The organism is Bacillus cytotoxicus NVH 391-98 (assembly GCF_000017425.1).
Lineage (GTDB): Bacteria > Bacillota > Bacilli > Bacillales > Bacillaceae_G > Bacillus_A > Bacillus_A cytotoxicus.
Genome location: NC_009674.1, coordinates 1,718,749 through 1,741,929, shown reverse-complemented (window position 1 = coordinate 1,741,929; position 23,181 = coordinate 1,718,749). Strand labels below are relative to the sequence as shown.

Here is a 23,181-nt window from a genome sequence, read left to right as displayed (position 1 = left end):
CCGCTACTATATGTTTCCCTGTTATTTTCATATATGTAAACACAAAAAAGAGCAAGGGTGGTTTCCCTCACTCTTTCTTATGATAGCCATTTGGGCGGCATATTTGTATTCCAATAAATATCCCCTAACTCATGATGCGCTATATACCCATCATCAAAACGATGATAATGGAAGTTGAAATAATATCCATCTTGCGGTGGATGATCACGTCTTACATGGAATCGTAATAAGTCAGTTCCTGTTTTCGTATCATACACATGAAAAATCTTTTCGTTATTTCCACCAGCTGGTTTTTGTGAAATTGCTAACGATTGCAATGACTCTTCCGGTACATCGTGTGCAAGGTTAGCAATCGCTTCCTCTATTTTAGGTAAAATAATCTCTTTAAACTCATCTTCAATTACAGGTCCAATTTTAGAACCAAACTTTTGCATAGATTGTTTTTCAGCTTCTTTCATCGCATAAGTAATAAAAGATTCTGGTGTTAGCCGTTCATCATTTTCTTTATATGTATAGGACGTTTGCTCCAAATTTTGTTGCCTAGTAGGCTTGTCCGCTGCTTTTGTATTGTCAAGCAAAATGGAAGGAGGCGTCACTAAACCAAATGTAAATACAGTGATTAATACGACTAACGTTTTTCTAACCCAATTTGGCATCTTCATTCCCTCCCCTTTTACTCATTACCATTTATATAACGATTATTTCTTCCATTATACAAAATGATTTTAATTTTTGCACTTTATAAATTTATTGGCATCTCTATAAGCTTCAATTGAATATGGAATTGTAAGATTTCATACACTATATATAACAACAACTAGGAGGGGATGTAATGACTCTAGACGTCATATACTCCGGCATTAGTATTGTCATTCTACTATATTTTATCTATCAGTCCATTACAGACTAAAAGAGCCGTTTTCGGCTCTTTTTCTATGGCAAAAATAGAATCCAACCTACGATGACGGCAATTAAAATTCCTACAACAATTGCTGGTAATAGATAAAATTGAGCAAGGACCACTGTTGCATAAATCAAAATTGCTGGAAGCAATAAATACTGCGTCGCTCTCCATTTTAGCAATAATACTTTGCCCTCTTCACAGTATAAATGAAGAAACATTTTCTTCGTAAATTCATGCCAATAATCATGTGAGTAATGCAAAATAGCAAACAATGCAAAGATAAGAATGATGATTGTAATCCACCACGGTGTTCTCATTATACTAATTGTACTTATAAAAACAATCTGCCCATAAAACCTCAAAGAACTTCCGGTACGAAAAAATTCTTTTAAAAAAGATTCTACAATACGTGCATCAGATTCTTTTCCTAAAAATTTTTTAGAACGAGGAAACAACCACGGCTTTTTGCTCGAACTGCTCGGATTTGTCACATGCCCGCCAACTTGCATAATTCCCCTCGTCCAGCGCATACTTTCTTCCTTTTCTTTCTCAATTTCTTTAAAAAAGTACTTCTTATAATTCGCTTTTTGTTTTATGCATGCTACGCTAATCAAAACTGGTACTATAATAAATATAATGGAATAAACAGCGCTTTTTAAAATAAAAAATATGCCGCATCCAAGATAAATGAAACAAATAAAAAATAGCAAACTACTAACCATCCATAAGCCCCATCGTTTCCCAATACATACATTTATATACCGTACTAATAATGACAACATAAATCGAAAAACAGTACAAAATCCCCATACTAATACAATTTGTAAAGGTGATGCTCCTATATTTTTCATACATAGCGGTAACATAAATATGATTAAGATAACATTTGTTATACTAATCCGAACAAACGTATATAACATGCCATATCGCATTAATTTTTGCATATGTACTGGATATTGAATAAAAAATAAACAATCCGCCCGTTCCAAAAACGATCGTACTCCTCTCGAATAGATAATGCAATAAAACATAAATACACCAAGCAGAAAATAAGTAGTCTCTTCCATTGCTATTTCTCTTGTCCATAGCGACCGATAATAGATTCCACAAAATATAAATGCTGGAATAATTAAATATAATGCAACTGTCCAATCTGTCACAGAGCGTATCGATTTCCATTTTCTATGCAATTCGCTATATAATCGTTTCTTAAATTGTTCTTTTATCATGTTGTTCCCGCCTTACAATCGCATCAAAACAATCTAATAGTGGACTTCCTGGCATTTCTGCTAATGCTTGAATTGCTTCTAAATGACCATCTGCTACTAAAGTACCTTGTGAAATAAGAAGAAATCTTTCACAAATTCTTTCTGCTGTATCTAGTACGTGTGTACAGAGTAAAATTCCAACGCCGCGCTCTTTTTCTTTATATAAAAAGTTTAAAAACTCTTTTGTTGCGACTGGATCTAAACCGATAAACGGTTCATCAATGATATAAAAGTCTGGCTCTGTTAAAAACGCAAGAATAAGCATTGATTTTTGCTTCATCCCCTTTGAAAACTTAGATAAATATTCATGCTTGTGTTCTTCCATCCGAAACGTATGTAGTAATTCGTTTGCCTTCTCTTCCCAGCTTCCGACTTCACAGCCACGTGCAGCCATTAATAGTTCAATATGTTCCCAAAGTGTTAAATAATCATAATAGGTTGGCTGTTCTGGTACATATGCATATGGATTATTCTTTTTTCCAAATGATATTTCACCCTCCATATTGGTAAGCAAACCTAGAATCGATTTTATCGTTGTACTTTTCCCAGCTCCATTTGCACCAATCAGTGCAACTAACTCACCTTGTTTCATCGAAAAAGCTATATTACGGATTATTTTTTCATCTGTTTCATATCCAGCTGAACGAATATTAACTTGTAACAAATATTTCCCCTTCTTTCTCACTTCAATAAACTTAAGAAAATCATAACACATTCTCTATTAAAACATCACTTTATACATCTATTTTAATCATTATTGTTCTACAAGAAGGAAAAATCATTATTTAATAGAATATATGGAGTTTATAGTTATAAATCAAGGAGTTGATTGTATGGCATTTCAAATTCGAGAAGCAAACATAAATGATATTCCATCACTCTGTTCACTAACAAAAGAGCTAAAAGGCTCAACTATTTCTCACAAAGATATGCAAACTAGATTAGAATTTGTTAAGTTCAGTCCATTTGATTTCCTATATGTGTATGAAGAAGATAATAAAATACACGGTTTCTTCGGGTTTCGCATACGAGAGAATTTGGAGGATGTCACACGCTATGGAGAAATTTCCATTATTAGTGTTGATTCCACATCACGAAGAAAAGGAATCGGACAAATTTTAATGGCGTATGCTGAGCAATTAGCCAAAGAGCATAACTGTATTGGAACCTGGCTTGTCAGTGGTACTCAAAGAACAAATGCTCATCCATTTTATAAAAAATTAGGATATGAGATAAATGGATATCGCTTTGTGAAACATTTTTAAATTACGATTCGAAAGGAATAATCATGATGAAACATATTCAAGCTATCTTTATCGATCGTGATGGAACAATTGGTGGCGATCATACAGTACGCTACCCTGGTGCTTTTACTTTATTTCCATTTGCACAAAAATGTTTACACGCACTTAAAAGTCAAAATATTAAATTATTTTCTTTTACAAACCAACCAGGCATCGCTGAAGGAAAAGCAACTACTGAAGATTTCATTCAAGAACTCACCGCATTTGGTTTTGATGATATTTATCTTTGTCCCCATAGACATAATGATGGATGCACATGCCGTAAACCAAGTACTGGCATGCTTCTACAAGCAGCCAAAAAACATAATTTAGACTTAACAAAATGTATCGTGATTGGTGATCGTTGGACGGATATCGTCGCAGGTGCAAATGTTCACGCGAAAACGATTTTAGTACAAACTGGAGCTGGATATGATGCTTTGCACACATATCGTGAGAAGTGGGCACATATTACACCAAATTACATTGCGATCAATTTTGAAGACGCTGTAACGTGGATTCTCAACCAATCATAAATATATACTTATTTCAATAAATAAAGCTCAACTTACAATTTTTTGTACGCTGAGCTTCTTAACTATATATACAATTTTAAAATGTTAATTCATAATGAAAATAACGATTATCTCGTAAATATCCATTTTCCGCATATAATCGTTGCGCCGAGAAATTATTCATTTCTGTCTGTAATTTTAAACCTTTTGCGCCATGTTCTAACGCGAATTTTCTCGCTTCATCTAATAGTTTTTTGCCAATACCTGCTCCGCGTTTATGAGCTTGGACAAATAAATCATTTAAAATCCATAGTCGCTTCATTGAAATGGATGAAAAAGAAGGATATAACTGTGTAAAGGCAAGATATTCTCCGTTTTCAACTGCGACAAAAATGACAGATTCTTTTCCTTTCATCCGATTTCGTAAAAAAGATTTTGCTTCCTCCACATTGGATTCTTGTCCATAAAACATACGATAATTATTAAAGAGTTCTGCTACCCCGTCTAAATCTGCAATTGTCGCTTCATATATTTTCATTTTTCTCCGCTTCCTTTCCAATATTCTTTCATAATATCCGTCGCCCACTTAGGCTGAATGATTTTTTCATGCGGGATAAATTCCTGCATAACAGGCTTTATATCCAATATAGGAGTCCCATCAATCGCATCTAGGCCCTCAACTACTACTATTTTTCCTTCTTTTCTTACGAATTTGACAATTGTAGTCCCTAATCGATTCGGTCGATTTTTCCCGCGTTGTGCAAAAATACCTACTTTTGGATACTTCTTATTATTACGTGGATGCCTTGCTGCATATTGAATTTGGTCATCCTTTACTTTATGAAAATAGAAGATAATCTCAATATGTGAAAAACTCTCAATCCCCTGTATACTTTCTTCAGAAAAGAAGTCTGTTAATATAATGGTAGATTTTGTTTTTCCCCAATCGTCATCCTTTATCATCTTTCTTTCATTTTGTACAAAAGCGATAGGCCGAAGTGAAAACATTTATATCTCCCTTTTTTGTAACCCCTTACATTATAAAGTATTTTCTGAATGTTTTCCATATATATAATTATATAGTTTACATAACATTATTATCGAATTTCCATTACATAAAACTATATTTCCATTTCCCCCCTCTTGAGAGACTATTTTTATTACACACATTTAAATTATTATATTTTATTTTTATTGTGTAATTTTAATATAATAAATAACATTTCAAGAATAATAAATAAATCCTTTTTATTATACAATTCCAGTTAAACGATAAATACCAATCACTACAAAAACAGCTAATGTTTTAATAATCGTGATAGCAAAAATATCGCGATAAGATTGTTTATGCGTCAATCCCGTTACTGCCAATAATGTAATAACTGCTCCATTATGAGGTAATGTATCCATACCTCCTGCTGCCATTGAGATGACTCTATGCATAACTTCAAAAGGAATATGATATTGCTCAGCTGCTGCCATGTACTTTTCTGCCATCGCACTTAATGCAATTCCCATTCCCCCTGATGCTGATCCAGTAATTCCAGCAAGAACATTTGTCGTAACAGCTCCATTCACAAGTGGATTCGTAAATGTTGTCGAAATTCCATCCCTAATCATTCCAAACCCTGGAAGAGCTGCAATCACGCCGCCAAATCCGTATTCGGCACCTGTGTTCATAGCTGCAAGTAATGCACCGCCAATACTTGCGTTTAAACCAGCTTGGAATCCTGTAACTAAACGTTTCCAATTTAAAATAATCGTTGTAACAATTCCAATTAATAAAGCTAATTCCACAGACCAGACTCCTAATACAGCCGAAAGTTCTACTTTACCAAAATCTTTTAATCCTATCATTGTAAAATCAAAACCTTTTGGATACCATATCGGGATCCATGCTGTAAAAAATTTATTCATGACTCCTACTAATATAAGTGGAACAAATGCAAGCACTTGTCGAAGAGGCGTAATTTCAGAAACTTGAATGGCTGTTTTTATATTTTGTTTAGGTTCTAAACTAGCTGCCATTTCTGGAGCTCCATCTCCCAATCCATCATATCCTTCTCCATTTTTAGCAGCTTGTTTGCACCGTCTTTCCAAGTAAAGCATACCGACCACAAAAACAAAAATTGCTCCGATTGTCCCAAGAACGGGTGCAGCATAAATATCTGTTTTAAAAAATGTAGTTGGAATCACATTTTGAATTTGTGGTGTTCCTGGAAGAGCATCCATTGTAAACGTAATAGCTCCAAGAGCAATTGTTCCTGGTATTAATCGTTTTGGTATGTTTGCTTCACGAAATAAATTCGCTGCAAATGGATAGACTGCAAATGCAACTACAAATACGCTAACCCCACTATATGTCAAGATTGCTCCCATAAGAACAATGGCAAGCATGGAACGTTTCACACCAACAAATTGAATAATTGTCTTTGCAATAGATTCAGCAATACCAGACATTTCTACTACTTTTCCAAAAATTGCTCCAAGCAAAAAAACTGGAAAATATAACTTAATAAAGCCAACCATTTTCTCCATAAAAACATTAGAGAAAAAAGGAAGTACATGGCTCGGTTCGGTTAATAATACGGCAAATAATGCACAAATTGGTGCAAATAATATAACTGAAAACCCACGATAAGCAACAAACATAAGCATACCGAGTGCTAATAAAATAATAACTAATTCCATCTTCTCCCTCCTTTTTCATTTCCACGGAAATATTTTAAAAATTTTCAGATTTTTCAAGAACTACTAACCAGTGGGTCATATTGGTAATCAAAAGAGATTTGATATAATTTCTTCACTTCATCGTAGGATGGAATACGTGGGTGATTACTCGGACTTCCGCTAGCTAATGCATCTTTTGCCATTTTTGAAAGGGCATTCATAAATTCAGCTTGATCAATCCCATACCCTCTTAAATTAGGAATATGAAGATCAAAGCAAAGTTTCTTTATTTCCAAAATGATATGATTTGCAGCTTCTTCATCAGAATACGAACGTAACTCTGCATTTATATGTCGCCCGATGTCTGCAAAACGCTTAATAGCACAAACTTTTGTGAAATCTAAAACAGCCGGTAATAACATTGCATTCGATATCCCATGAGGCACATGAAACAATGCTCCAAGCGGACGGGACATTCCATGAACTAATGTAACTGAAGCATTTGAAAAGGCAATCCCAGCTTGTAATGATGCAATCATCATCGCTTCTCTAGCTTCCATATGATTGCCATCTTCATAAACAATGCGCAAATATTTCATAATACTTTTCATCGCTGAAAGTGCAAGCACATCTGTAAGCGGTTGTGAAAATCGAGAAATATAAGCCTCCATTGCATGACATAACGCATCTATTCCTGTTGCTGCCGTAATATGAGATGGTACAGAGCGTGTTAATTCCGGATCAATAATCGCTACTTGTGGTATAAAGTTTGGATGCTTAATCATCATCTTCACATCTGTTTTTTTATTTGTAATAACAGTAACACTTGTTACTTCAGAACCAGTGCCAGATGTTGTTGGAATCGCAATAAGTGGCAACGATTCACGTTTTATACTTACATAATTTTGTACGTAATCTTCAATCTTACCTCCATTTGTGGCTAAAACAGCTACAGCTTTTGCTGCATCAATACAACTCCCGCCGCCAAGCCCAATAATAACGTCACATTTTTCCTCTCTACAAATCCTTAATGCTTCTGACACATGCACATTTGTCGGTTCAGCATTTACATTATTATACGTAACGACTTCTATCTTATTTGCTTTTAGCTGCTCTATACATACATCTATATAGCCGAGTTTTCCCATAATAAAATCGCTAATAATAAAAGCCTTCCTTCCTAATTTACTAGCTTGTCCCCCTAATTTTTCAAGCGAATTTCTTCCGTATAAAACAATCTTTGGCATCCGAAATTCCGCTACTTCTTGCAAATGTCTCACCTCTTTTTCATTGATTCATCATTTATGATGTGAAATTTTTCGAACCCTATATTTCCTCTTACTAAACAATCTTGATTTATATATTAGTAGATTCTTGTTAAAGGATAAAATGTTATTGCGGAAAAGATAGCAAATAAGGCGAAAATCAGTGCAAATGATCTAACAGAATAACCAGGATAAAGAACAAACATAATTAAAATAACTAACTCCTACTATACCTTTGTATTTAACTGAAAATTCAATCTTTTATTGATAAATCTTTATCAAATCACACTCCCTTCCTACTTTGCTACAAAATGTTCCTAATAGAAAAATATACTAATTAGTATTCGATTCTATATAGAAAAATCCCTTTAAACGAATTTGCATCATATATTTCCCTTTATACATATCACCTGCAATTCTTCGACATCTTTCATACTATTTTATATATAGGAAATATACAAACACTACAAATATGTTATATGATAAAATAAAAGTTCTCTTCCTCTCACTTTTTAAATACTGAGCCATCATCTATCCTTACTTTTAAAGTATAGACATTCCTATATGATGGTATTAATTTAACAGAAAAAATGGTGAAATAGATGTCAATTACGCTCATTTTTATAATCATTTTTACAATTATTATTCATGCAGTTGAAACAAGCTCATACAGCATTCGACTTGCTGGTGTTCGTTTAAAGAAAATCGCTGTTGCATTATCTGTAGTGGGTATGGTTTTGCTCATCTCTCGAACTTCTAACTTACTGCAAGCTTTTTTAATAGGCGGAATTGTAGATCAGGCTAAACTTGATTCTTCAATTGATTTAGAAAAGGTGATTCGCCTCGTTCTATTATCCGCTTCTTTTGGGACATTACTTGCTATCATTTTATATCCAACATTAACGAAATTATTTGGATATGTGATTCAAAACTTTGAAGCGGATGGCTCATTTATACGAATGATGAAAACAAATAATATACAAAAGCTAAAATACACAAAAAAGTATGTTCGTTTTCCAAAATTTGAAATGATTCACCGTATGCGTATTGGGGGAATTCCAAAACGCATTATGCTCATTAATATGTTTGCAACCGCCATTTATACAGCTGGTGTTCTGTCTGCTTTATATGCATCTTTTTTAAATCCAACGTATGCAACAAATGCTAGTACAGCTTCTGGCCTTGTGAATGGATTTGCTACTATTTTATTAACCGTACTATTAGACCCACGTATCGCTCTTTTAACAGAACGCGCCCTTCAATCAGAAAATGGTGCAGAGATGATGAGTAAAATGTATGGTTGGCTTATGATTTCTCGACTGCTTGGTACATTGTTAGCACAGCTTTTATTCGTACCGGGAGCATATTGGATATTATGGATTATTGAATTCATGCATTAAACAAAAAGGTGCTTCTCATATTTGGAAGCACCTTTTTCTTACTTTAAAAAGTAAGTAACAGCCGCCGCAAATAAATCTGCCTTTTCATAATGCGGTGTATGACCACATTCTTCCAAAACAATGACTTTTCCGTTTTATACATTCTGATGAAATGCTTGCACTTGCTTTTCACAAGTTACTACATCATACTTTCCTACCATAAGTAACATAGGATTTTTTACAGTTTTTAATTTTGATAGCAATGATGTATGACATGCGTCTTCTTCTGAAGTCCAATAGTTGAATTATGATTTTGATTATGACTAGAAATCTTTTCATATACTGCATTATAAAGTCCATTCTCTTTTATAAAGCTTTGAAAAATATAATTTTCTCTTCTTAGAATTGACATAACATTAGGGTTATCTTTCTCTCTTAACCAATACCATTCATCTACAATTTTATCCTTAAAGTGATTTAATACTTTAGGTTGTCTCTATCCTTTCATAACAGATATATCTTTAAGCTTTTCATCTATATTCATAATATAAATTAGACGGGAAAAACTCCCGTCTGCTCCTTTCCTCCCCCTATTTAATTGATTGTTTCGGAAAACTCCTCTTTTGCATTATCTTTCTTTTCAACTAATCTGCCAGTTAAAACTCCCAGAGTGTCCACTGTTGCTGCTGCGAACCCACCAACAATAATAAGTGTTCCTGCAGATAAGATAGAAGATAAGGCTCCAATAATAGATGTAGAAACTGGCTCCAATCCAAAAGAAATTCCACGAGCAATGCTATTCACCCGACCAAGTAAGTGATCTGGAGTAAAGAGTTGAAGAGAACTTCTGTATAATGTTGATGCAGGACCAGCAAATAATCCACTTAGAAAGTAAAAGCCACAAGCTGCAAGCAGATTTCCACCCAATCCAATTAAAGCTAAAGAAATATCACTTAACAAGAACAACATGAATAAGCCCGCAAGAGAATTTGCTACTTTCTTTGGAACTACTGGTAATATTAAAATTCCTACTACTAACCCTATACCGAAACTACTAGACATAAATCCTAAATTTTGCGCTCCATTTCCTGCAATATTTTTAGCAAAAAGTACAATTCCTACAGAGTATATGCCTAATACAAATAAATTAGCTAATGCAAATGTTGGTAGTAATACTCTTAAACGTCTTTCACTAATAACCCATTTAAATCCCTCTTTTAAATCTTGTACCATATTTTCCTGGGTTTCTCTGTTTGGTGGAAGGGTAGGTAAAAGTGAAAAGAAGATAATACTTACAATAAATAAGCATCCTATAATGATGAAGGCTCCCATTGATCCTACAGAAGCTACAACAATTCCAGCAATTGCAGCTCCTGCACTTAAAGAACCGTACTCTAACAACTGAATCCAACGGTTAGCATTTATAATTTCAGCTTTTGGTAAAACTAATGGTACTAGGCTAGCACCAAGAGGTAACCTAAGTGCATCTAGCGTTCCTAAAATTATCGCTGTCCCTATCCATAAAGGTAAGTAAAACCATTCATTAATGATTAAGCATGCTATCAATAAAGCTACTAAACTTACAGATCCAGCAATAATCATTCCCATTTTCTTACGCTCATATCGATCAGCGAATACTCCACCAATAAATAGAAGAATTCCTCTCGGAATTGACCAAGCCGCTAATACTAATCCTAATGAAAAACCGCCCATTTCTTGTGCAACTGTCCAGCTTAATGCAACAATTAAAAATTGATCTCCCAAGTAAACACAAGCTTGACTAAAAAATATTGCAATAAATGAGCGATTCAAAAACAAAGATTTGGTGAAGCTGCTATCATTTTTCACTTTTGTTTGCTCCTTTTCTATTTCAACGTTAATGGTTTGAGATTACATATCGAACAATCAGAAAGTTTAGGCATATCATGATATTTTTGTTCAAATGTAGTGAAATTAATTTCAAACAATTTATTTTCCGTAAGCAATGAACCCAACTTTAGCGTATAACGTAAATATTCATATGATAAATAATATGCAAAGAACATACACGAAGGACCTAGAGCTCCATTTGGTGAATTTACTTCATTGTTTCTTATATACTCTAATTCTTCTACAAGTTCTGGAGAATTTATAAGATCATGATTAATTCTACATTGATAACAAGAACAATTAGGTGTGACTGAATAAGCCGTTCCAATTGAACATCCAATACTTGCTCCCACCATTGGAATTTCTTTTTTTACACAAACTTCATTTATCCAAAAGTCAATATAACCATTTGGTTTATCAGCTAAACAAAATACAAAATCAGGATTTACTTGATGAATTATGTCCTCTACATTATTTAATGAAGAAACTTTACAATCTATAACATCAAACTTAATATCTGGATTAAAATCCATAATACGTTTCTTTGCCATCTTTGTTTTTAATTCTCCAACAGTAGATGTAGAATATAAAACTTGTCTATTCAAATTACTTAGTGCGATTTGATCAAAATCAACTGCTGTAATATGTCCCACTCCCAATTCAGTAAGTGCCATACAAATATTTGAACCTATTCCGCCTAAGCCGAAAACTAAAACTTTGCTATCTTTTAAAACTGCTTGATAGTCATACCCATTCATTCCTTTCGAATGAGATAGAGTATTAAAAAAATTAATATTAACTGAATATCGTTCTAAATCATTTTCAGAAAGAGATTCATTTGGAGATATATTCATATCTTCTATGTAACCATTTTCTGCAAGAAGATTGATACTATCTATAATTTCTTCATATGAAAAAGTCTCACTCAACTGATGAGAAATTTCTTCTATTGTATAACTTCCATTTAACAATTTAATTAATGGTTTAAAATATTGATTGGGATCTTCAATTTCAATAGCATGTTGAGAGCCACCACCAATCCGTACACGACCATTTAAATAAAGAACTTGATGAATCAATTTGATTCTAGGTTTACTAGTATTTTGTAACATTTTTATTCCTCCTTTTATTAATATAGTATTCCGAATTATTATTAAACAAAATGAAGTTGTTCCAAAAGGATACTTTCTACCAAACAAAATACCATATATAAGTTTATTTATAATACTACTCACGTATATATAGTATCCAAAAAGGGTGTCCCATAACTTTCGGGACACCCTCATCTTGCTTGTGAAATTATCGTGGTAAAGTTACAGATTTGATTACAGCTACTTTTTTAATGTTCATCTTTTTCATTATTCCCACCACCTTCATTATGTAGTACAAGTTATCCTTGCATAATTGAGTATACTATTCAGATTATTAAACCGCAATACTTAACTGAATTTTCTCAATATTTGCAAATATAATTTGTGATAATATTGAGAAAATCAGAACTTTTATTAGCAACTGATATACTAAAAAAGATTCATTTTCTTAATTGCTCTCAGACTGTAGACAAACTCGATGAAAATCGAGTTTGTCTACAGTTTTTTAGATATAAAACCTAATGTTCACCCGAGTTCTGCATACGTATAACCATTTGTGTGACTGGATTATCCTCATCACCCAGATCCAGAGTCTACTGAAATGAATATACCATACTCTGGGTGATAGTATCTCGCAATCAAGTAATACATACCAAATACAAGGGTATTAAAAGTGTAGACTTTGATATCATTCAAAATCCATTCGGCATATCTCCTATGAATACAGGTATCCTTTACCTAGAAATCGGAACTAAGAAGCGCACTGTTCGCAATAGCCCAGATTATAATATCAATGCGCTTTAAAAAACAATTCGTGACAGATTGAAGTAAATATTAGTACTCGAAAGGCGGCTTACGGATGGTCTTCTTCTTTTTGTTTTTAGAAGTAATCTTCTTAACTACGAAAACTTAAGTTGTACCGTAGATACCATCTTACCATTAATAAGATAATATCAGGTTGATATCGTTTCCACTTGAATAGATTTTACTTTTCCATACTGATCATCACGTCTTTTTTTTTAGAATACTAGTATCAGTATGTAAAATTTCAGGAGATTACTTCCAAATATTTTAAAGTTTTTGCACCAGAACCCTAGAGAATAGACGTATGCTGAGCACACACAAAAAGGTGCTTCCAAATATAAGAAGCACCTTTTCTTACTTTAAAAAGTTAGTAACAGCCGCCGCAAATAAATCTGCCTTTTCATAATGCGGTGTATGACCACATTCTTCCAAAACAATGACTTGTCCATTTTGTGCATTCTGATGAAATGCTTGCACTTGCTTTTCACAAGTTACTACATCATACTTTCCTACCATAAGTAACATAGGATTTTTTACAGTTTTTAATTTTGATAGCAATGATGTATGAAATGTACCTTCTTCTTTCAATCTGGCAAAATGAATCTCAGAGCGCTTATAAAACTGCTCCCATTCTACTTCACTATACAGACTATAGTCTGTTTCATCCTCCCCATAATCATATATTTCCATTCTTTTCTCTCCTAATTCATTGCTTAACTTTACATACGCTTCTAATAATTCAGCTGAATTTATATCACTTTCCGAAATAGCTATACATTCTTTCCCTATCTTTTCCTTGCCGTACTTGATTAACAGAGCACCCGTCTTTTTTAATAAAGATCTACTTGTTAAAGAAAAATCAAAAGTAGGTCCTTCAAAAATAATTTTTTGAATAGATTGCGGGTATAACGTTGCGTATAACAATGCTAGAAAGCCGCCAAATGAATGTCCAATAACAGACCATTTCTCAATCTGCAACATTTCCCTCAATTCTTCACAATCCTCAATGATATCTTGTAAGCCAAATTGTTCTTGTTTTTCAATTTTCGCTGAACGTCCTGCCCCGCGTTGATCAATCGCAATCAGTTGAAACGAATCTTGTAGTCTATGCGCTTGATGATACGTAAAATCAAAACACATCTCTCCAGGCCCTCCATGTAAATATAAAATGGGCCTATTCTCAGAAGAACCGTATATTTCAACATATAATAATTTCCCTCTAATATTCATTTGCTTCCCTTTTGGAAAGAAAGGATGTTTATGTTTCACCTTGCATTCCCCCTTTTTACATTTAGAGAAAGCATTAAATCGCATTATTAACTGAATTTTTAAACACACCAAGTTAAATAATTCCAATTACATTCAAAAAGACAATGACAATTGCAACTGGTGCAACAAATCGAAGTAAAAATATCCAACAAGTAAATAATCCTTTCGTATAATTCCCACCAACAAAGAACTCGGCTTCCAGCACCTTTTTCCCCATTTTAAATGATACAAAAATACTAATTAATAATGCACCTAGCGGCATTAAAATGTTACTAGATAAAAAATCTACTGCATCAAAAATATTCTTATTACCAATTGTGATATCGCTCCATACTCCAAACGACAGTGCTGACGGTATACCGACTAGGAAAATAGCCCCTCCAATCATCCAAGATAATTTCTTTCTTTTTTCTTGCTTACCATTCGCTACAGCTGAAACAACTGTTTCTAGTAAAGAGAACGCCGAAGTTAACGTTGCAAATGTAAATAATGCAAGAAATACTGTTAAGAAAAAACTTCCAAATGGAATTTGACTAAACACAGATGGCAATACGATAAATAGTAACCCTGGTCCTTCAGCTGGTTCCATTCCTAGTGAAAATACAGCAGGAAAAATAGCAAGCCCAGCAAAAAGAGAAACAAATAAGTTTAACCCAACAATTGTTATCGCCGATTTTGGCAAGCTTTCTTTTTTATTTAAATAGGAGCTATACGTAATCATAATAGAAATACCAATACTAATCGCAAAAAATGATTGTCCCATCGCAAACAAAATACTTTCGGATGTAACTTTTGAAAAATCAGGCTGTAGAAAGAATGTAACTCCTTTCATTGCATCATCAAGTGTTAAAGATCGAATAATTAAAGCAATAAATAAAATAAAAAGCGCTGGTAACATATACTTACTTGCTTTTTCAATCCCATTTTGTACCCCTTTTGATACAACCCAAATCGTAATAAACATAAAAACAAAATGACCAGCAATGGCCCAAGCAGGGTTCCCAATTGTTTCTGTAAATAGCGAACTATAATTTTGTTGCGAAGTAATAAGTTGTCCCGTCACCCCTCTAAATAAATAGATTAATACCCACCCACCAACAACACTGTAAAAAGAAAGTAGAATAAAACAAGTACCAACACCAAGGCGACCAATCCAGTGCCATCCCGTGTTTGGTGCAATGCTTTGAAATGCACCAATTGCCTGTTTTTGCGTACTACGACCAATCATAAATTCCGCTACTAATAAAGGGAGCCCAATCAATACCGTGAATAATATAAAAATTAAAAAGAATGCACCCCCTCCGCTCTTTCCAGCTATATAAGGAAACTTCCATATCGCTCCTAACCCAATAGCAGAACCTGCTGCTGCCATTATAAATCCTAACTTTGACGTCCATTGCTCCGTCTGTTTCATCTTCTTTCCCCTCCCAAATCACTTTATATTAATAACCAAATTTCATTGACCAATCTAAAAGCAACCTCCATTTTCTTCTCTATAATAAAAAATGGCCTAACATCTCTTTTTATCAAGAGACGCTAAGCCATTTACTTAACGCGGTACCACTCTTTTTGATTCCATTATGAATCCACCTTAGTAGCAATCGTATGATTACAAACCTGTTATCGAAGGTTAACCGTTAAGATTTACTAAGAATTAGATTTCCGTTCCACCTTATTGCTCCTAGGCGAGTTCAGGATGTTATTTGACTATGTCACACCAACCCATAGCTCTCTGCACAAATACTTGACCTTACTACTCCTATTCAACGCACTTCAATATTCTGAATATAATTTCTTTTTTAAATTAATACAAATTATATCGATTATATTTCAAACTGTCAATAAGATTTATATATTTTTTGTCGAAAAAATGTTTTCAAATATGCACGCTGTACGTAAAGTTCCATCTACTTCTAAAATCTTTTATATCGCTCTTTCCTAACAATACTTCATATCTCTTCATAAAAAAGGCAGAAATGGAACTAGATTACTACTCTTTTTTATTCTTAATTTGTACGAATTCCTCTTGCTATCCAAATTCGATCAATTTCTGCAGCATGTTGTCCCCCATAAAGAAGCGCATCCGCTTGTTTAATTGCTCGTGCTCCATCATGAAATGTCGCATTTGGTGTCAAAGACCAATGGGATTGTAAAATGATTTTTGTCGCTACATCACGCCCAAAGGCTTGCGCCATTTCATACTCTCCTTGCGCCCAAATTTCTCCGTCTGCATGTACTTCATTTTGTATATCTTTTGGATATACTTTATTATTATCTAACCGACGAAGACATGTTGGATCAGAGCTCGAATAAGCTGTTGCATCCCATTCTCCAACACAAGCTTTCCCATATTCTGTCGTCGATACAGCATCTTCATACGTCGCACCTAAGAAATCACCAAACCCTTCCCCCATTGCTCCGCCTTCTAAGGAACTTCCGAACCCTGGAACTTGATTATCTTGGATAGAGTGTCCATATTCATGTGCAATAATTCCGGCATCCTCTGCATCATCTACTCCACCTGTTCCAAATGTTAAAGCTTTCGTTGAGGGAGAATAAAAAGAGTTATCAGCCGTTGTTCCATTTACATTCACTTTAATGGAGCGATTGTTAATATTTTGAAAGCCCAACCCTTGAATATAACGTTGCAAAGTATCAATATGATAATATGCCATGACATCTTCAAAACTATCATGAGAACGTGTGTAATTGAATTGAAAATTTGTAGATTTTGTTTTTGCCTTAGAAGAAATTGTTACATAATCACCAATTAAAAAACCCGTTCCATCTAAACCTTTTAAAATAACCGTTTTCAATTGATTATTTAATTCTACTGAATCTTTATCATTGTTATCTTTCAAGCCTGTTAAGCTACCATTTGATACGACTGGATTTGGCAAAAATACTTTACCCGTTCCCTCTACTTTACGGTTTATATCCACCTTTTTTAATAGCTTTCCACTTCCAGCATCAATCAATGTTTCCCAAGCACCAAATGGTTTATTAGAATGGACAACAACTTTATATACCGGTATAGCAACTCCCTCTTCAATGATATATCCAAATTCTTTCGTCGTTGGTGCCCATAAATTACTTTCATTTTCAGCACCAGATACATATGATTTTGACTTTTGTTCAGCTTCTTGCTCACTCATCTTTTTCTTTATTTCTTTCACCCTTTGAACAGGCTGGTAATCAGAAACTACTAATACACTTTGTCCTGCCCTATTTATTGTCACCGTTATTTGTCGTGAAAATACAGGAGCATCATTTACGACTTGTTGAAATCTCACATATGAGGCTACTGGCGTTTCAGTTGTTGAAATATATCGTAAATCTGATAGATCTTCCTTCAACGCATAATGCGCTGCATTTTCTTTCAAATATTCTATTGCCTTTTCTTTAGGGGAATACTTTTCTAGGCTTACTTGTTCTTTCTCCACTGCCGAAGCTGTAGATACCGTCCCTAACACAAGAGGTATAACCGCCGCGAGCGCTATCACTTTCTTATTCATCAATAGAATCACTCTCCCTAATAAAATCAGAATGTACGAGTAATTCTATAAAAGTAATTCCATTACCTTTATAATGATCTTATAAAAAGAAAAAGTAATATTTTCTCAATATTTTTTCGTGAAATAAGAAACTAAAGACTCAATGAATCTGCCCAATCAAATATTAACGCAAAAAACCATAGCCAAAATACACGAATTTGACTATGGTTTCAACCTTTCTTACATTTTACCCTATTCTAAAGAAGCAACAATAAATATGGAACCTTCCACTCATTATGCGATTTAACTAGCTGAATGCAACTGAATTCGCAACTTCTTCCCCTATTCATTTATATCCTCATTCTATATATTTTATCTGAACCCCTTATCTCCTTTCACATCTCTTCTGGCGCACCAATTCCAAGTAAACGCAAGCCCTCTTTTAATACAATCGTTACCGCATACACAAGTGCAAGTCTGCTTTCTTTCTCATGATCATCTTCTAAAATACGTACATTTCCATAGTATTTATTAAACGCCTGTGCTACATCTAATATATACTTTGTAATATGAGAGGGTTCATTTTTTGTGAAAGCTGTTTCAATCACTTGTGGGAATTGATTTAATAATTTCAATGTGTTCCAACTGTAATCGTCATTTAATGCAAATGTTGCTGTTTCAAATTCTACATGTTCTTTTCTTAAAATCGAGCAAGCACGTGCATGTGTATATTGAACATATGGACCTGTTTCCCCTTCGAACTTCAACATTTTCTCTAATGAAAATTCAATATTGTGCATACGTTCGTTTTTCAAATCATGGAAAATGATTGCCCCTACACCAACTTGTTTCGCAACTTCTGCTTTCTGCTTTAAACTTGGATTTTTCTCCTCAATATGTTGCTGAGCAAGTGCGATTGCTTCTTCTAGTACTTCTTCTAGTAATACTACTTTCCCCTTACGTGTAGACATTTTCTTACCGTCTTTTAAAATAAGACCAAACGGCACATGCTGCATCCCCTCAACCCATGTGTAGCCTAATTGTTTTAATACGGTAAAAAATTGTGCGAAATGTAAGCTTTGTTCCGCCCCTACTACATAAAGCGCCTTATCAAATCCGTATGTATTTTGACGATATAAAGCTGCTGTTAAATCACGTGTAGCATAAAGAGTCGCCCCGTCAGATTTTCTAATTAAACATGGCGGCATATTCTCTTCATCTAAATTCACAACTTGCGCTCCATCTGATTCCTCTAATATCCCTTTCTCCTCTAGCATTTCAACAAATTCATCCATCTTATCGTTGTAAAAAGCCTCTCCTTGAAAATTTTCAAATTCTACTCCAAGAAGTTCATAAATGCGAGAAAATTCTTTTAATGATTCATGGCGAAACCAGTTCCATAAAAAGACTGCTTCTTCATCATTATCTTCTAACTTTTTAAACCAAATACGTCCCTCCTCTTCTAACTCTGGGTTTTCTTTTACTTCCTCATGAAATTGAACGTATAACTGAAATAATTCACGAATTGGATCTTCTTTGACAAGATCCTTATTTCCCCACTTTTTATATGCGGTAATAAGCTTTCCAAATTGCGTTCCCCAATCACCAATATAGTTAATACCGACAACTTCATAACCACATTTTTCAGCAATATGTTTTAAAGCATTTCCAATCATTGTTGAACGTAAATGTCCCATAGAAAATGGTTTTGCGATATTTGGAGAAGAATAATCAATTACAACTGTCTTTTCCTGTCCAAAATGATGTTGCCCATATTTTTCTTTTTCAGCTAAAATGGTTTTCAATATATGATTACTTACGACAGAACGATTATAAAATATATTTACATACGGTCCCACCGCCTCTACTTTTTTGAAAAATGACCCTTTTAATTCTGAAGCAATGTCCTTAGCAATTTGTGCTGGTGCTTTTTTATATTGTTTTGCGAGCGTAAAACATGGAAATGCTGCATCCCCAAATTCATCTTGCTTTGGCGTTTCGATTAAAGCCATAATTTCTTCTAATGACAATCCGGCATGTAGACTGTTTACTAGTGCTTTTGCAAATTGTTTTTTGTATTCCATACATTACCCCTCCTTTTATTAAAACCACAAAAAACTCGCCTCTAAAAAAGAGACGAGTTATCACCCGTGGTACCACCCTTGTTGTTCAATTTGAACCACTTTCCCGTTTATAACGAGGACAGGGAACCCCGGCTTACCCTACTATTCGCTTCAAGCAGCGTCTCCGAAGTGCGCTTCATCCTCTTCTCCGTACTAGGCTCACACCATCCCTAGCTCGCTTCCCTTCTGAAGAAGGACTACTCTCTTCATCTACGACATCCTATATAATTGATTATTGCCTATTATACATCTTTTCAAATAATTAGCAAGTTTCAATAACACCAAAATGAAATTTTGCACTTTTTCGCTTATATATAAAAAAATGATGTCGTTCAAATCTTTCACTACGAAAATGATCTTTTAAAACAACTCGTTTCTTTGCAACACGCTTCGCTTCTTGAATCGTTTCATCTGTAATATCATGATATAACGCAAAATGTTTCAGACCGCGGATTCCATCTGATTCCACAATGGTTTCTTCAAACATTGGATCTAAATATACTACATCATAGCGATTGTCTTCACAGTGCTTTAAGAAATGAAAATGTTCACTTTCCTTCACGATAATTTGGCGCATCGCTTCATCCATTTCTGGAATACCCGAACACCATTGTTTTAATCCTTTATCCATAATATAGGCCATGTAGCGATTCCCTTCAATTCCAGTTACAGCACCTTCTTTTCCAACAATATAACTTGCGACAATACTATCTGATGCCATACCAAGCGTGCAGTCTAACACTGTCATTCCTTTTTCTAACTTAGCAGCTTGTACAAATGGATCCTGCTCTCCTCTCATCAACCTTTTCACACGAAACATAGCTGAATTAGGATGAAAAAAGAATGATTCATCCGTTCCGTTTGGATAAATAGCTAATCGATTCTTCCCTACGACAAGCACATCATCTTCAAACTGCTTATGTAATTGATGCACCGAAAGCTCATCTCGCATAGCAAAAGGGCATTGTAATTCTTTTGCTACTTCTTTTGCATACACTGTCATTTCTCTATTTGTTCGTCCTGCTGTTGTTACAATCATTTCTTTTCACCTCATATATAAAGAAAAAGGGAGAATTCCTTCTCCCTCGTTCCTTAACAATGCTTTTCAAAAGCTTGTTCTAAGTTATGAATAATTTCTTCCATCGTTGCACCTTCAATTTCATGGCGATGAATGAAGTGAACAACTTCTTTTCCTTTTAATAAAGCCATAGATGGTGAAGATGGTGGAATCTCTCCAAAATACTCGCGCATTTTTGCAGTTGCTTCTTTATCTTGCCCTGCAAATACAGTTACAAGATGATCAGGTCGTTTTTCTGAACGCACAACTGCTTGACCAGCTGATGGACGCGCTAAACCTGCTGCACAGCCACAAACAGAGTTTACAACAACTAATGTTGTACCTGTTGCTTGTTCCATATATTCTGTTACAGCTTCTTCTGTTGTTAATTCTTCAAATCCAGCACGCACTAATTCTTGACGCATCGGAATTACCATTTGACGCATGTACTCTTCGTATGCATTTGACATCTTTCTTCTCTCTCCTTCAACTTTCATTCCAAATTCATCATATCACGGTCTAATAATAGGTGCAAAAGAAAGATAGTAATCCTATCATTTTTTTGCAGGAATTTCACAAATCCCTTCCCGGCAATGTCCAACCGGTACTAGCTTTCTATTATTTGCAATATAATCATATACTTTATTTCCAAACTTCAGCAACACGGATAACTTAATGAATGGAACAATAGGCCAATAAGATGGTACTACCTTTGCTATTACATAGATGCTATGGATTCCATCGTACCACTGATCGGCTTTCCACACATAAAGCCTTTGTTCCATCTTATGTTGCAATGTTTCTGATAACTGATATTTCTTCACTACTTCTTTCTCACGAAAAGAAAGAAACGTTATACGTCCCTTTCTATCAAGTTTCTTTGTACGCTCTGTAATCGCAGTACACATCGGACACCAGCTATCATAGAAAACTATCATATTATTCTCCTTTACGCGCTTCCGTCATTTGCTTCCAAACAGATCCTTTCGCTTCTTCTCCACCCTCAATGCGTTCTAGTGCTAGACGCGCTTGCATCGCTACTTCAAATTCTGGGTCATCCTGTGCGGCGTGCAAGGCTGGTATTGCACTTTCATCACCAAGCTCAAATAAAAACATCGCTGCACGCCAACGTACTAACTTACTTGGATCTTTCAATGCCTTAATCATCACAAACATCGCTGCTGGATCTCCTACATCTGATAAGCAATCTCCTGCCGTACGCCGTACACTGACAGAACGATCTAACATCGCTTTATATAGTAATGGTAGTACCTCTTCTCCTTTAATCATTCCTAAATAGGCTGTTGCTAAACGACGAATCGATACTTTTTCATCTTCTAGCGCTTTCTTCAAGACAGGGATATCGTCTTCAGTAGGATCCATCTGTTCCAATGCAGCATACCGTTTTTTCCAATCTGGATCTGACATCATTTCTTCCGTTACTTTATATGGCGTGCGCTTTTGAATTGTTACTTCTACTGCACCGGCTTGATCTAACAACTCTTTCACTGTTTCATTTATGCGCTCTTCAGGATATGCCGCAACAATTTCTTCGACAACTTCTGTTCCGATTTCTTCAAAATTGCCATAGCGTGTACTTTGTTCTACCCATTTTCGCTCTTTCACAACATTTGGAGCAGACATTTGGACTTTCATAATAGCTTCTTTAAATCGGTCTGGTAAACCAACTCGCTCTTCTGTTGTTCCATCTGTTAATTTCACCTGCATGGGAATGGAAAAAAACATTTGAATAAATACTTTCACTTCTCCAAAATGAGAAAGCTGCTCTTTCTCATCGTCTTCTACTACCTCTTCTCCAAATACAGTGCGAACTTGTTGTAAAAGAACTTTCCAATCATACTTCGCATTTCGCTCAACGGCTAAAAAGTCAGCAACATGGTATACGCCTTTAATACCTTCGATTTTCAAAATATGCTGTACTTGCTCAGGAGCTTGATCTACATTTTCTTTCGTATAATTATTACGTGCTCCTGCTGGTAATACCTCATTCAAAATAACTTTCATTGTATTTGGACTTGGCGTCGGTTCAATTGCTTTAATCTTCACGTAAATATACTCTCCTTTATTGCTTGTTCTTAGCTGTATTGTAACATGTCCTATTCCTATACTCCTACTAGGATGCTTATTTTTACGAACTCTTCTTATACTGTGGATCAATCAAATACAATC

20 protein-coding genes, 5 pseudogenes and 2 other annotated features are annotated in these 23,181 nt (G+C 34.7%); of the genes and pseudogenes, 4 read left to right on the top strand and 21 right to left on the bottom strand.

The features are described from left to right. Positions 1-77: 77 nt before the first annotated feature. The 3 genes from BCER98_RS08525 to BCER98_RS08515 form a co-directional block, all read right to left on the bottom strand. On the bottom strand, positions 78-656 hold the full coding sequence (locus BCER98_RS08525) for a YpjP family protein (RefSeq protein WP_012094121.1): 579 nt from the start codon (positions 654-656) through the stop codon (positions 78-80). Between the two features lie 277 nt (positions 657-933). Beyond that, complete coding sequence (locus BCER98_RS08520; protein WP_012094120.1) at positions 934-2,133, bottom strand: ABC transporter permease; 1,200 nt, start codon at positions 2,131-2,133, stop codon at positions 934-936. Continuing rightward, positions 2,114-2,836 carry an ABC transporter ATP-binding protein gene (locus BCER98_RS08515; RefSeq protein ID WP_041809669.1) on the bottom strand — a complete coding sequence of 241 codons (723 nt, stop codon included), beginning with the start codon at positions 2,834-2,836 and terminating at the stop codon, positions 2,114-2,116. The genes BCER98_RS08520 and BCER98_RS08515 overlap by 20 nt, the downstream gene beginning before the upstream one ends. Before the next feature lie 169 nt (positions 2,837-3,005). Here BCER98_RS08515 and BCER98_RS08510 point away from each other — a divergent pair, with 169 nt between their 5' ends. Together BCER98_RS08510 and BCER98_RS08505 are read left to right on the top strand one after the other, a co-directional pair. Beyond that, positions 3,006-3,437, top strand: a complete 432-nt coding sequence (locus BCER98_RS08510) for a GNAT family N-acetyltransferase (protein WP_012094118.1) — start codon at positions 3,006-3,008, stop codon at positions 3,435-3,437. 26 nt (positions 3,438-3,463) lie between these two features. Then, positions 3,464-3,991, top strand: coding sequence for an HAD-IIIA family hydrolase (locus tag BCER98_RS08505; RefSeq protein WP_041809666.1), 528 nt, complete (start codon positions 3,464-3,466; stop codon positions 3,989-3,991). Positions 3,992-4,067: 76 nt separating this feature from the next. Here BCER98_RS08505 and BCER98_RS08500 read toward each other — a convergent pair whose 3' ends face one another. The 4 genes from BCER98_RS08500 to BCER98_RS08485 all read right to left on the bottom strand — a co-directional run bounded on the left by BCER98_RS08500 (position 4,068) and on the right by BCER98_RS08485 (position 7,920). Next, positions 4,068-4,508 carry a GNAT family N-acetyltransferase gene (locus BCER98_RS08500; protein ID WP_012094116.1) on the bottom strand — a complete coding sequence of 147 codons (441 nt, stop codon included), beginning with the start codon at positions 4,506-4,508 and terminating at the stop codon, positions 4,068-4,070. Then, entirely contained in the window at positions 4,505-4,978 is a 474-nt protein-coding gene (locus BCER98_RS08495) for an SAM-dependent methyltransferase (RefSeq protein ID WP_012094115.1), read from the bottom strand. The genes BCER98_RS08500 and BCER98_RS08495 overlap by 4 nt, the downstream gene beginning before the upstream one ends. Positions 4,979-5,221: 243 nt before the next feature. Next, positions 5,222-6,661 (bottom strand): GntP family permease, encoded by a 1,440-nt coding sequence (locus BCER98_RS08490; RefSeq protein ID WP_012094114.1) that lies wholly within the window; start codon positions 6,659-6,661, stop codon positions 5,222-5,224. 53 nt (positions 6,662-6,714) lie between these two features. Beyond that, positions 6,715-7,920 (bottom strand): iron-containing alcohol dehydrogenase, encoded by a 1,206-nt coding sequence (locus BCER98_RS08485; protein WP_041809664.1) that lies wholly within the window; start codon positions 7,918-7,920, stop codon positions 6,715-6,717. Positions 7,921-8,507: 587 nt separating this feature from the next. On the opposite strand from BCER98_RS08485, the gene BCER98_RS08480 reads away from it, so the two are divergent. Next, positions 8,508-9,305 (top strand): lipid II flippase family protein, encoded by a 798-nt coding sequence (locus BCER98_RS08480; RefSeq protein WP_012094112.1) that lies wholly within the window; start codon positions 8,508-8,510, stop codon positions 9,303-9,305. A 38-nt stretch (positions 9,306-9,343) separates the two neighbouring features. Here the strand turns inward: BCER98_RS08480 and BCER98_RS22960 are convergent. The 5 genes and pseudogenes from BCER98_RS22960 to BCER98_RS23665 form a co-directional block, all read right to left on the bottom strand. After that, positions 9,344-9,568, bottom strand: a pseudogene (locus BCER98_RS22960) (alpha/beta fold hydrolase); the annotation flags it as partial. After that, positions 9,532-9,756 (bottom strand): annotated as a pseudogene (locus BCER98_RS23670) (hypothetical protein); the annotation flags it as partial. The pseudogenes BCER98_RS22960 and BCER98_RS23670, both read right to left, overlap by 37 nt. 122 nt (positions 9,757-9,878) lie before the next feature. Continuing rightward, positions 9,879-11,132, bottom strand: coding sequence for an MFS transporter (locus BCER98_RS08475; protein WP_012094110.1), 1,254 nt, complete (start codon positions 11,130-11,132; stop codon positions 9,879-9,881). A gap of 17 nt (positions 11,133-11,149) precedes the next feature. After that, positions 11,150-12,265 carry a HesA/MoeB/ThiF family protein gene (locus tag BCER98_RS08470; RefSeq protein WP_012094109.1) on the bottom strand — a complete coding sequence of 372 codons (1,116 nt, stop codon included), beginning with the start codon at positions 12,263-12,265 and terminating at the stop codon, positions 11,150-11,152. Between the two features lie 513 nt (positions 12,266-12,778). Beyond that, a pseudogene (locus BCER98_RS23665) lies at positions 12,779-12,898 on the bottom strand (RHS repeat-associated core domain-containing protein); the annotation flags it as partial. Between BCER98_RS23665 and BCER98_RS23815 the strand changes: the two are divergent. After that, positions 12,899-13,048: pseudogene (locus BCER98_RS23815) on the top strand (PH domain-containing protein); the annotation flags it as partial. A 97-nt stretch (positions 13,049-13,145) separates the two neighbouring features. Here the strand turns inward: BCER98_RS23815 and BCER98_RS21745 are convergent. The 9 genes and pseudogenes from BCER98_RS21745 to BCER98_RS08430 all read right to left on the bottom strand — a co-directional run. Further along, a pseudogene (locus BCER98_RS21745) lies at positions 13,146-13,250 on the bottom strand (IS6 family transposase); the annotation flags it as partial. 152 nt (positions 13,251-13,402) lie between these two features. Continuing rightward, complete coding sequence (locus BCER98_RS08465) at positions 13,403-14,278, bottom strand: alpha/beta fold hydrolase (protein ID WP_012094108.1); 876 nt, start codon at positions 14,276-14,278, stop codon at positions 13,403-13,405. Positions 14,279-14,390: 112 nt separating this feature from the next. After that, on the bottom strand, positions 14,391-15,731 hold the full coding sequence (locus BCER98_RS08460; RefSeq protein ID WP_012094107.1) for a sodium-dependent transporter: 1,341 nt from the start codon (positions 15,729-15,731) through the stop codon (positions 14,391-14,393). 112 nt (positions 15,732-15,843) lie between these two features. After that, positions 15,844-16,093 (bottom strand) — a binding site (T-box leader). A 230-nt stretch (positions 16,094-16,323) separates the two neighbouring features. Then, positions 16,324-17,835 (bottom strand): M36 family metallopeptidase, encoded by a 1,512-nt coding sequence (locus BCER98_RS08455; RefSeq protein WP_041809660.1) that lies wholly within the window; start codon positions 17,833-17,835, stop codon positions 16,324-16,326. Positions 17,836-18,206: 371 nt separating this feature from the next. After that, on the bottom strand, positions 18,207-19,895 hold the full coding sequence (gene argS / locus BCER98_RS08450) for an arginine--tRNA ligase (protein ID WP_012094104.1): 1,689 nt from the start codon (positions 19,893-19,895) through the stop codon (positions 18,207-18,209). Between the two features lie 45 nt (positions 19,896-19,940). Next, positions 19,941-20,156: a binding site (T-box leader), on the bottom strand. Between the two features lie 40 nt (positions 20,157-20,196). Continuing rightward, positions 20,197-20,973 carry a class I SAM-dependent methyltransferase gene (locus BCER98_RS08445; protein WP_012094103.1) on the bottom strand — a complete coding sequence of 259 codons (777 nt, stop codon included), beginning with the start codon at positions 20,971-20,973 and terminating at the stop codon, positions 20,197-20,199. A gap of 53 nt (positions 20,974-21,026) precedes the next feature. Then, positions 21,027-21,461 (bottom strand): BrxA/BrxB family bacilliredoxin, encoded by a 435-nt coding sequence (locus BCER98_RS08440; protein ID WP_012094102.1) that lies wholly within the window; start codon positions 21,459-21,461, stop codon positions 21,027-21,029. 84 nt (positions 21,462-21,545) lie between these two features. Then, the gene (locus BCER98_RS08435; protein ID WP_012094101.1) at positions 21,546-21,929 is read right to left on the bottom strand and encodes a thiol-disulfide oxidoreductase DCC family protein; all 384 of its coding nucleotides are present in this window, start codon (positions 21,927-21,929) and stop codon (positions 21,546-21,548) included. A gap of 1 nt (position 21,930) precedes the next feature. Next, positions 21,931-23,058, bottom strand: coding sequence for a conserved virulence factor C family protein (locus BCER98_RS08430; protein ID WP_012094100.1), 1,128 nt, complete (start codon positions 23,056-23,058; stop codon positions 21,931-21,933). Positions 23,059-23,181 lie beyond the last annotated feature (123 nt).

Excerpts from the sequence above, each read along its gene's own strand:
- BCER98_RS08500 (WP_012094116.1), bottom strand. The coding sequence starts at position 4,508 with ATGAAAATATATGAAGCGACAATTGCAGATTTAGACGGGGTAGCAGAA.
- BCER98_RS08480 (WP_012094112.1), top strand. The coding sequence starts at position 8,508 with ATGTCAATTACGCTCATTTTTATAATCATTTTTACAATTATTATTCAT.
- BCER98_RS08520 (WP_012094120.1), bottom strand. The coding sequence starts at position 2,133 with ATGATAAAAGAACAATTTAAGAAACGATTATATAGCGAATTGCATAGA.
- BCER98_RS08490 (WP_012094114.1), bottom strand. The coding sequence starts at position 6,661 with ATGGAATTAGTTATTATTTTATTAGCACTCGGTATGCTTATGTTTGTT.
- BCER98_RS08460 (WP_012094107.1), bottom strand. The coding sequence starts at position 15,731 with ATGAAACAGACGGAGCAATGGACGTCAAAGTTAGGATTTATAATGGCA.
- BCER98_RS08505 (WP_041809666.1), top strand. The coding sequence starts at position 3,464 with ATGAAACATATTCAAGCTATCTTTATCGATCGTGATGGAACAATTGGT.
- argS (WP_012094104.1), bottom strand. The coding sequence starts at position 19,895 with ATGGAATACAAAAAACAATTTGCAAAAGCACTAGTAAACAGTCTACAT.
- BCER98_RS08435 (WP_012094101.1), bottom strand. The coding sequence starts at position 21,929 with ATGATAGTTTTCTATGATAGCTGGTGTCCGATGTGTACTGCGATTACA.
- BCER98_RS08495 (WP_012094115.1), bottom strand. The coding sequence starts at position 4,978 with ATGTTTTCACTTCGGCCTATCGCTTTTGTACAAAATGAAAGAAAGATG.
- BCER98_RS08470 (WP_012094109.1), bottom strand. The coding sequence starts at position 12,265 with ATGTTACAAAATACTAGTAAACCTAGAATCAAATTGATTCATCAAGTT.
- BCER98_RS08465 (WP_012094108.1), bottom strand. The coding sequence starts at position 14,278 with ATGAATATTAGAGGGAAATTATTATATGTTGAAATATACGGTTCTTCT.
- BCER98_RS08510 (WP_012094118.1), top strand. The coding sequence starts at position 3,006 with ATGGCATTTCAAATTCGAGAAGCAAACATAAATGATATTCCATCACTC.
- BCER98_RS08445 (WP_012094103.1), bottom strand. The coding sequence starts at position 20,973 with ATGATTGTAACAACAGCAGGACGAACAAATAGAGAAATGACAGTGTAT.
- BCER98_RS08525 (WP_012094121.1), bottom strand. The coding sequence starts at position 656 with ATGCCAAATTGGGTTAGAAAAACGTTAGTCGTATTAATCACTGTATTT.
- BCER98_RS08440 (WP_012094102.1), bottom strand. The coding sequence starts at position 21,461 with ATGTCAAATGCATACGAAGAGTACATGCGTCAAATGGTAATTCCGATG.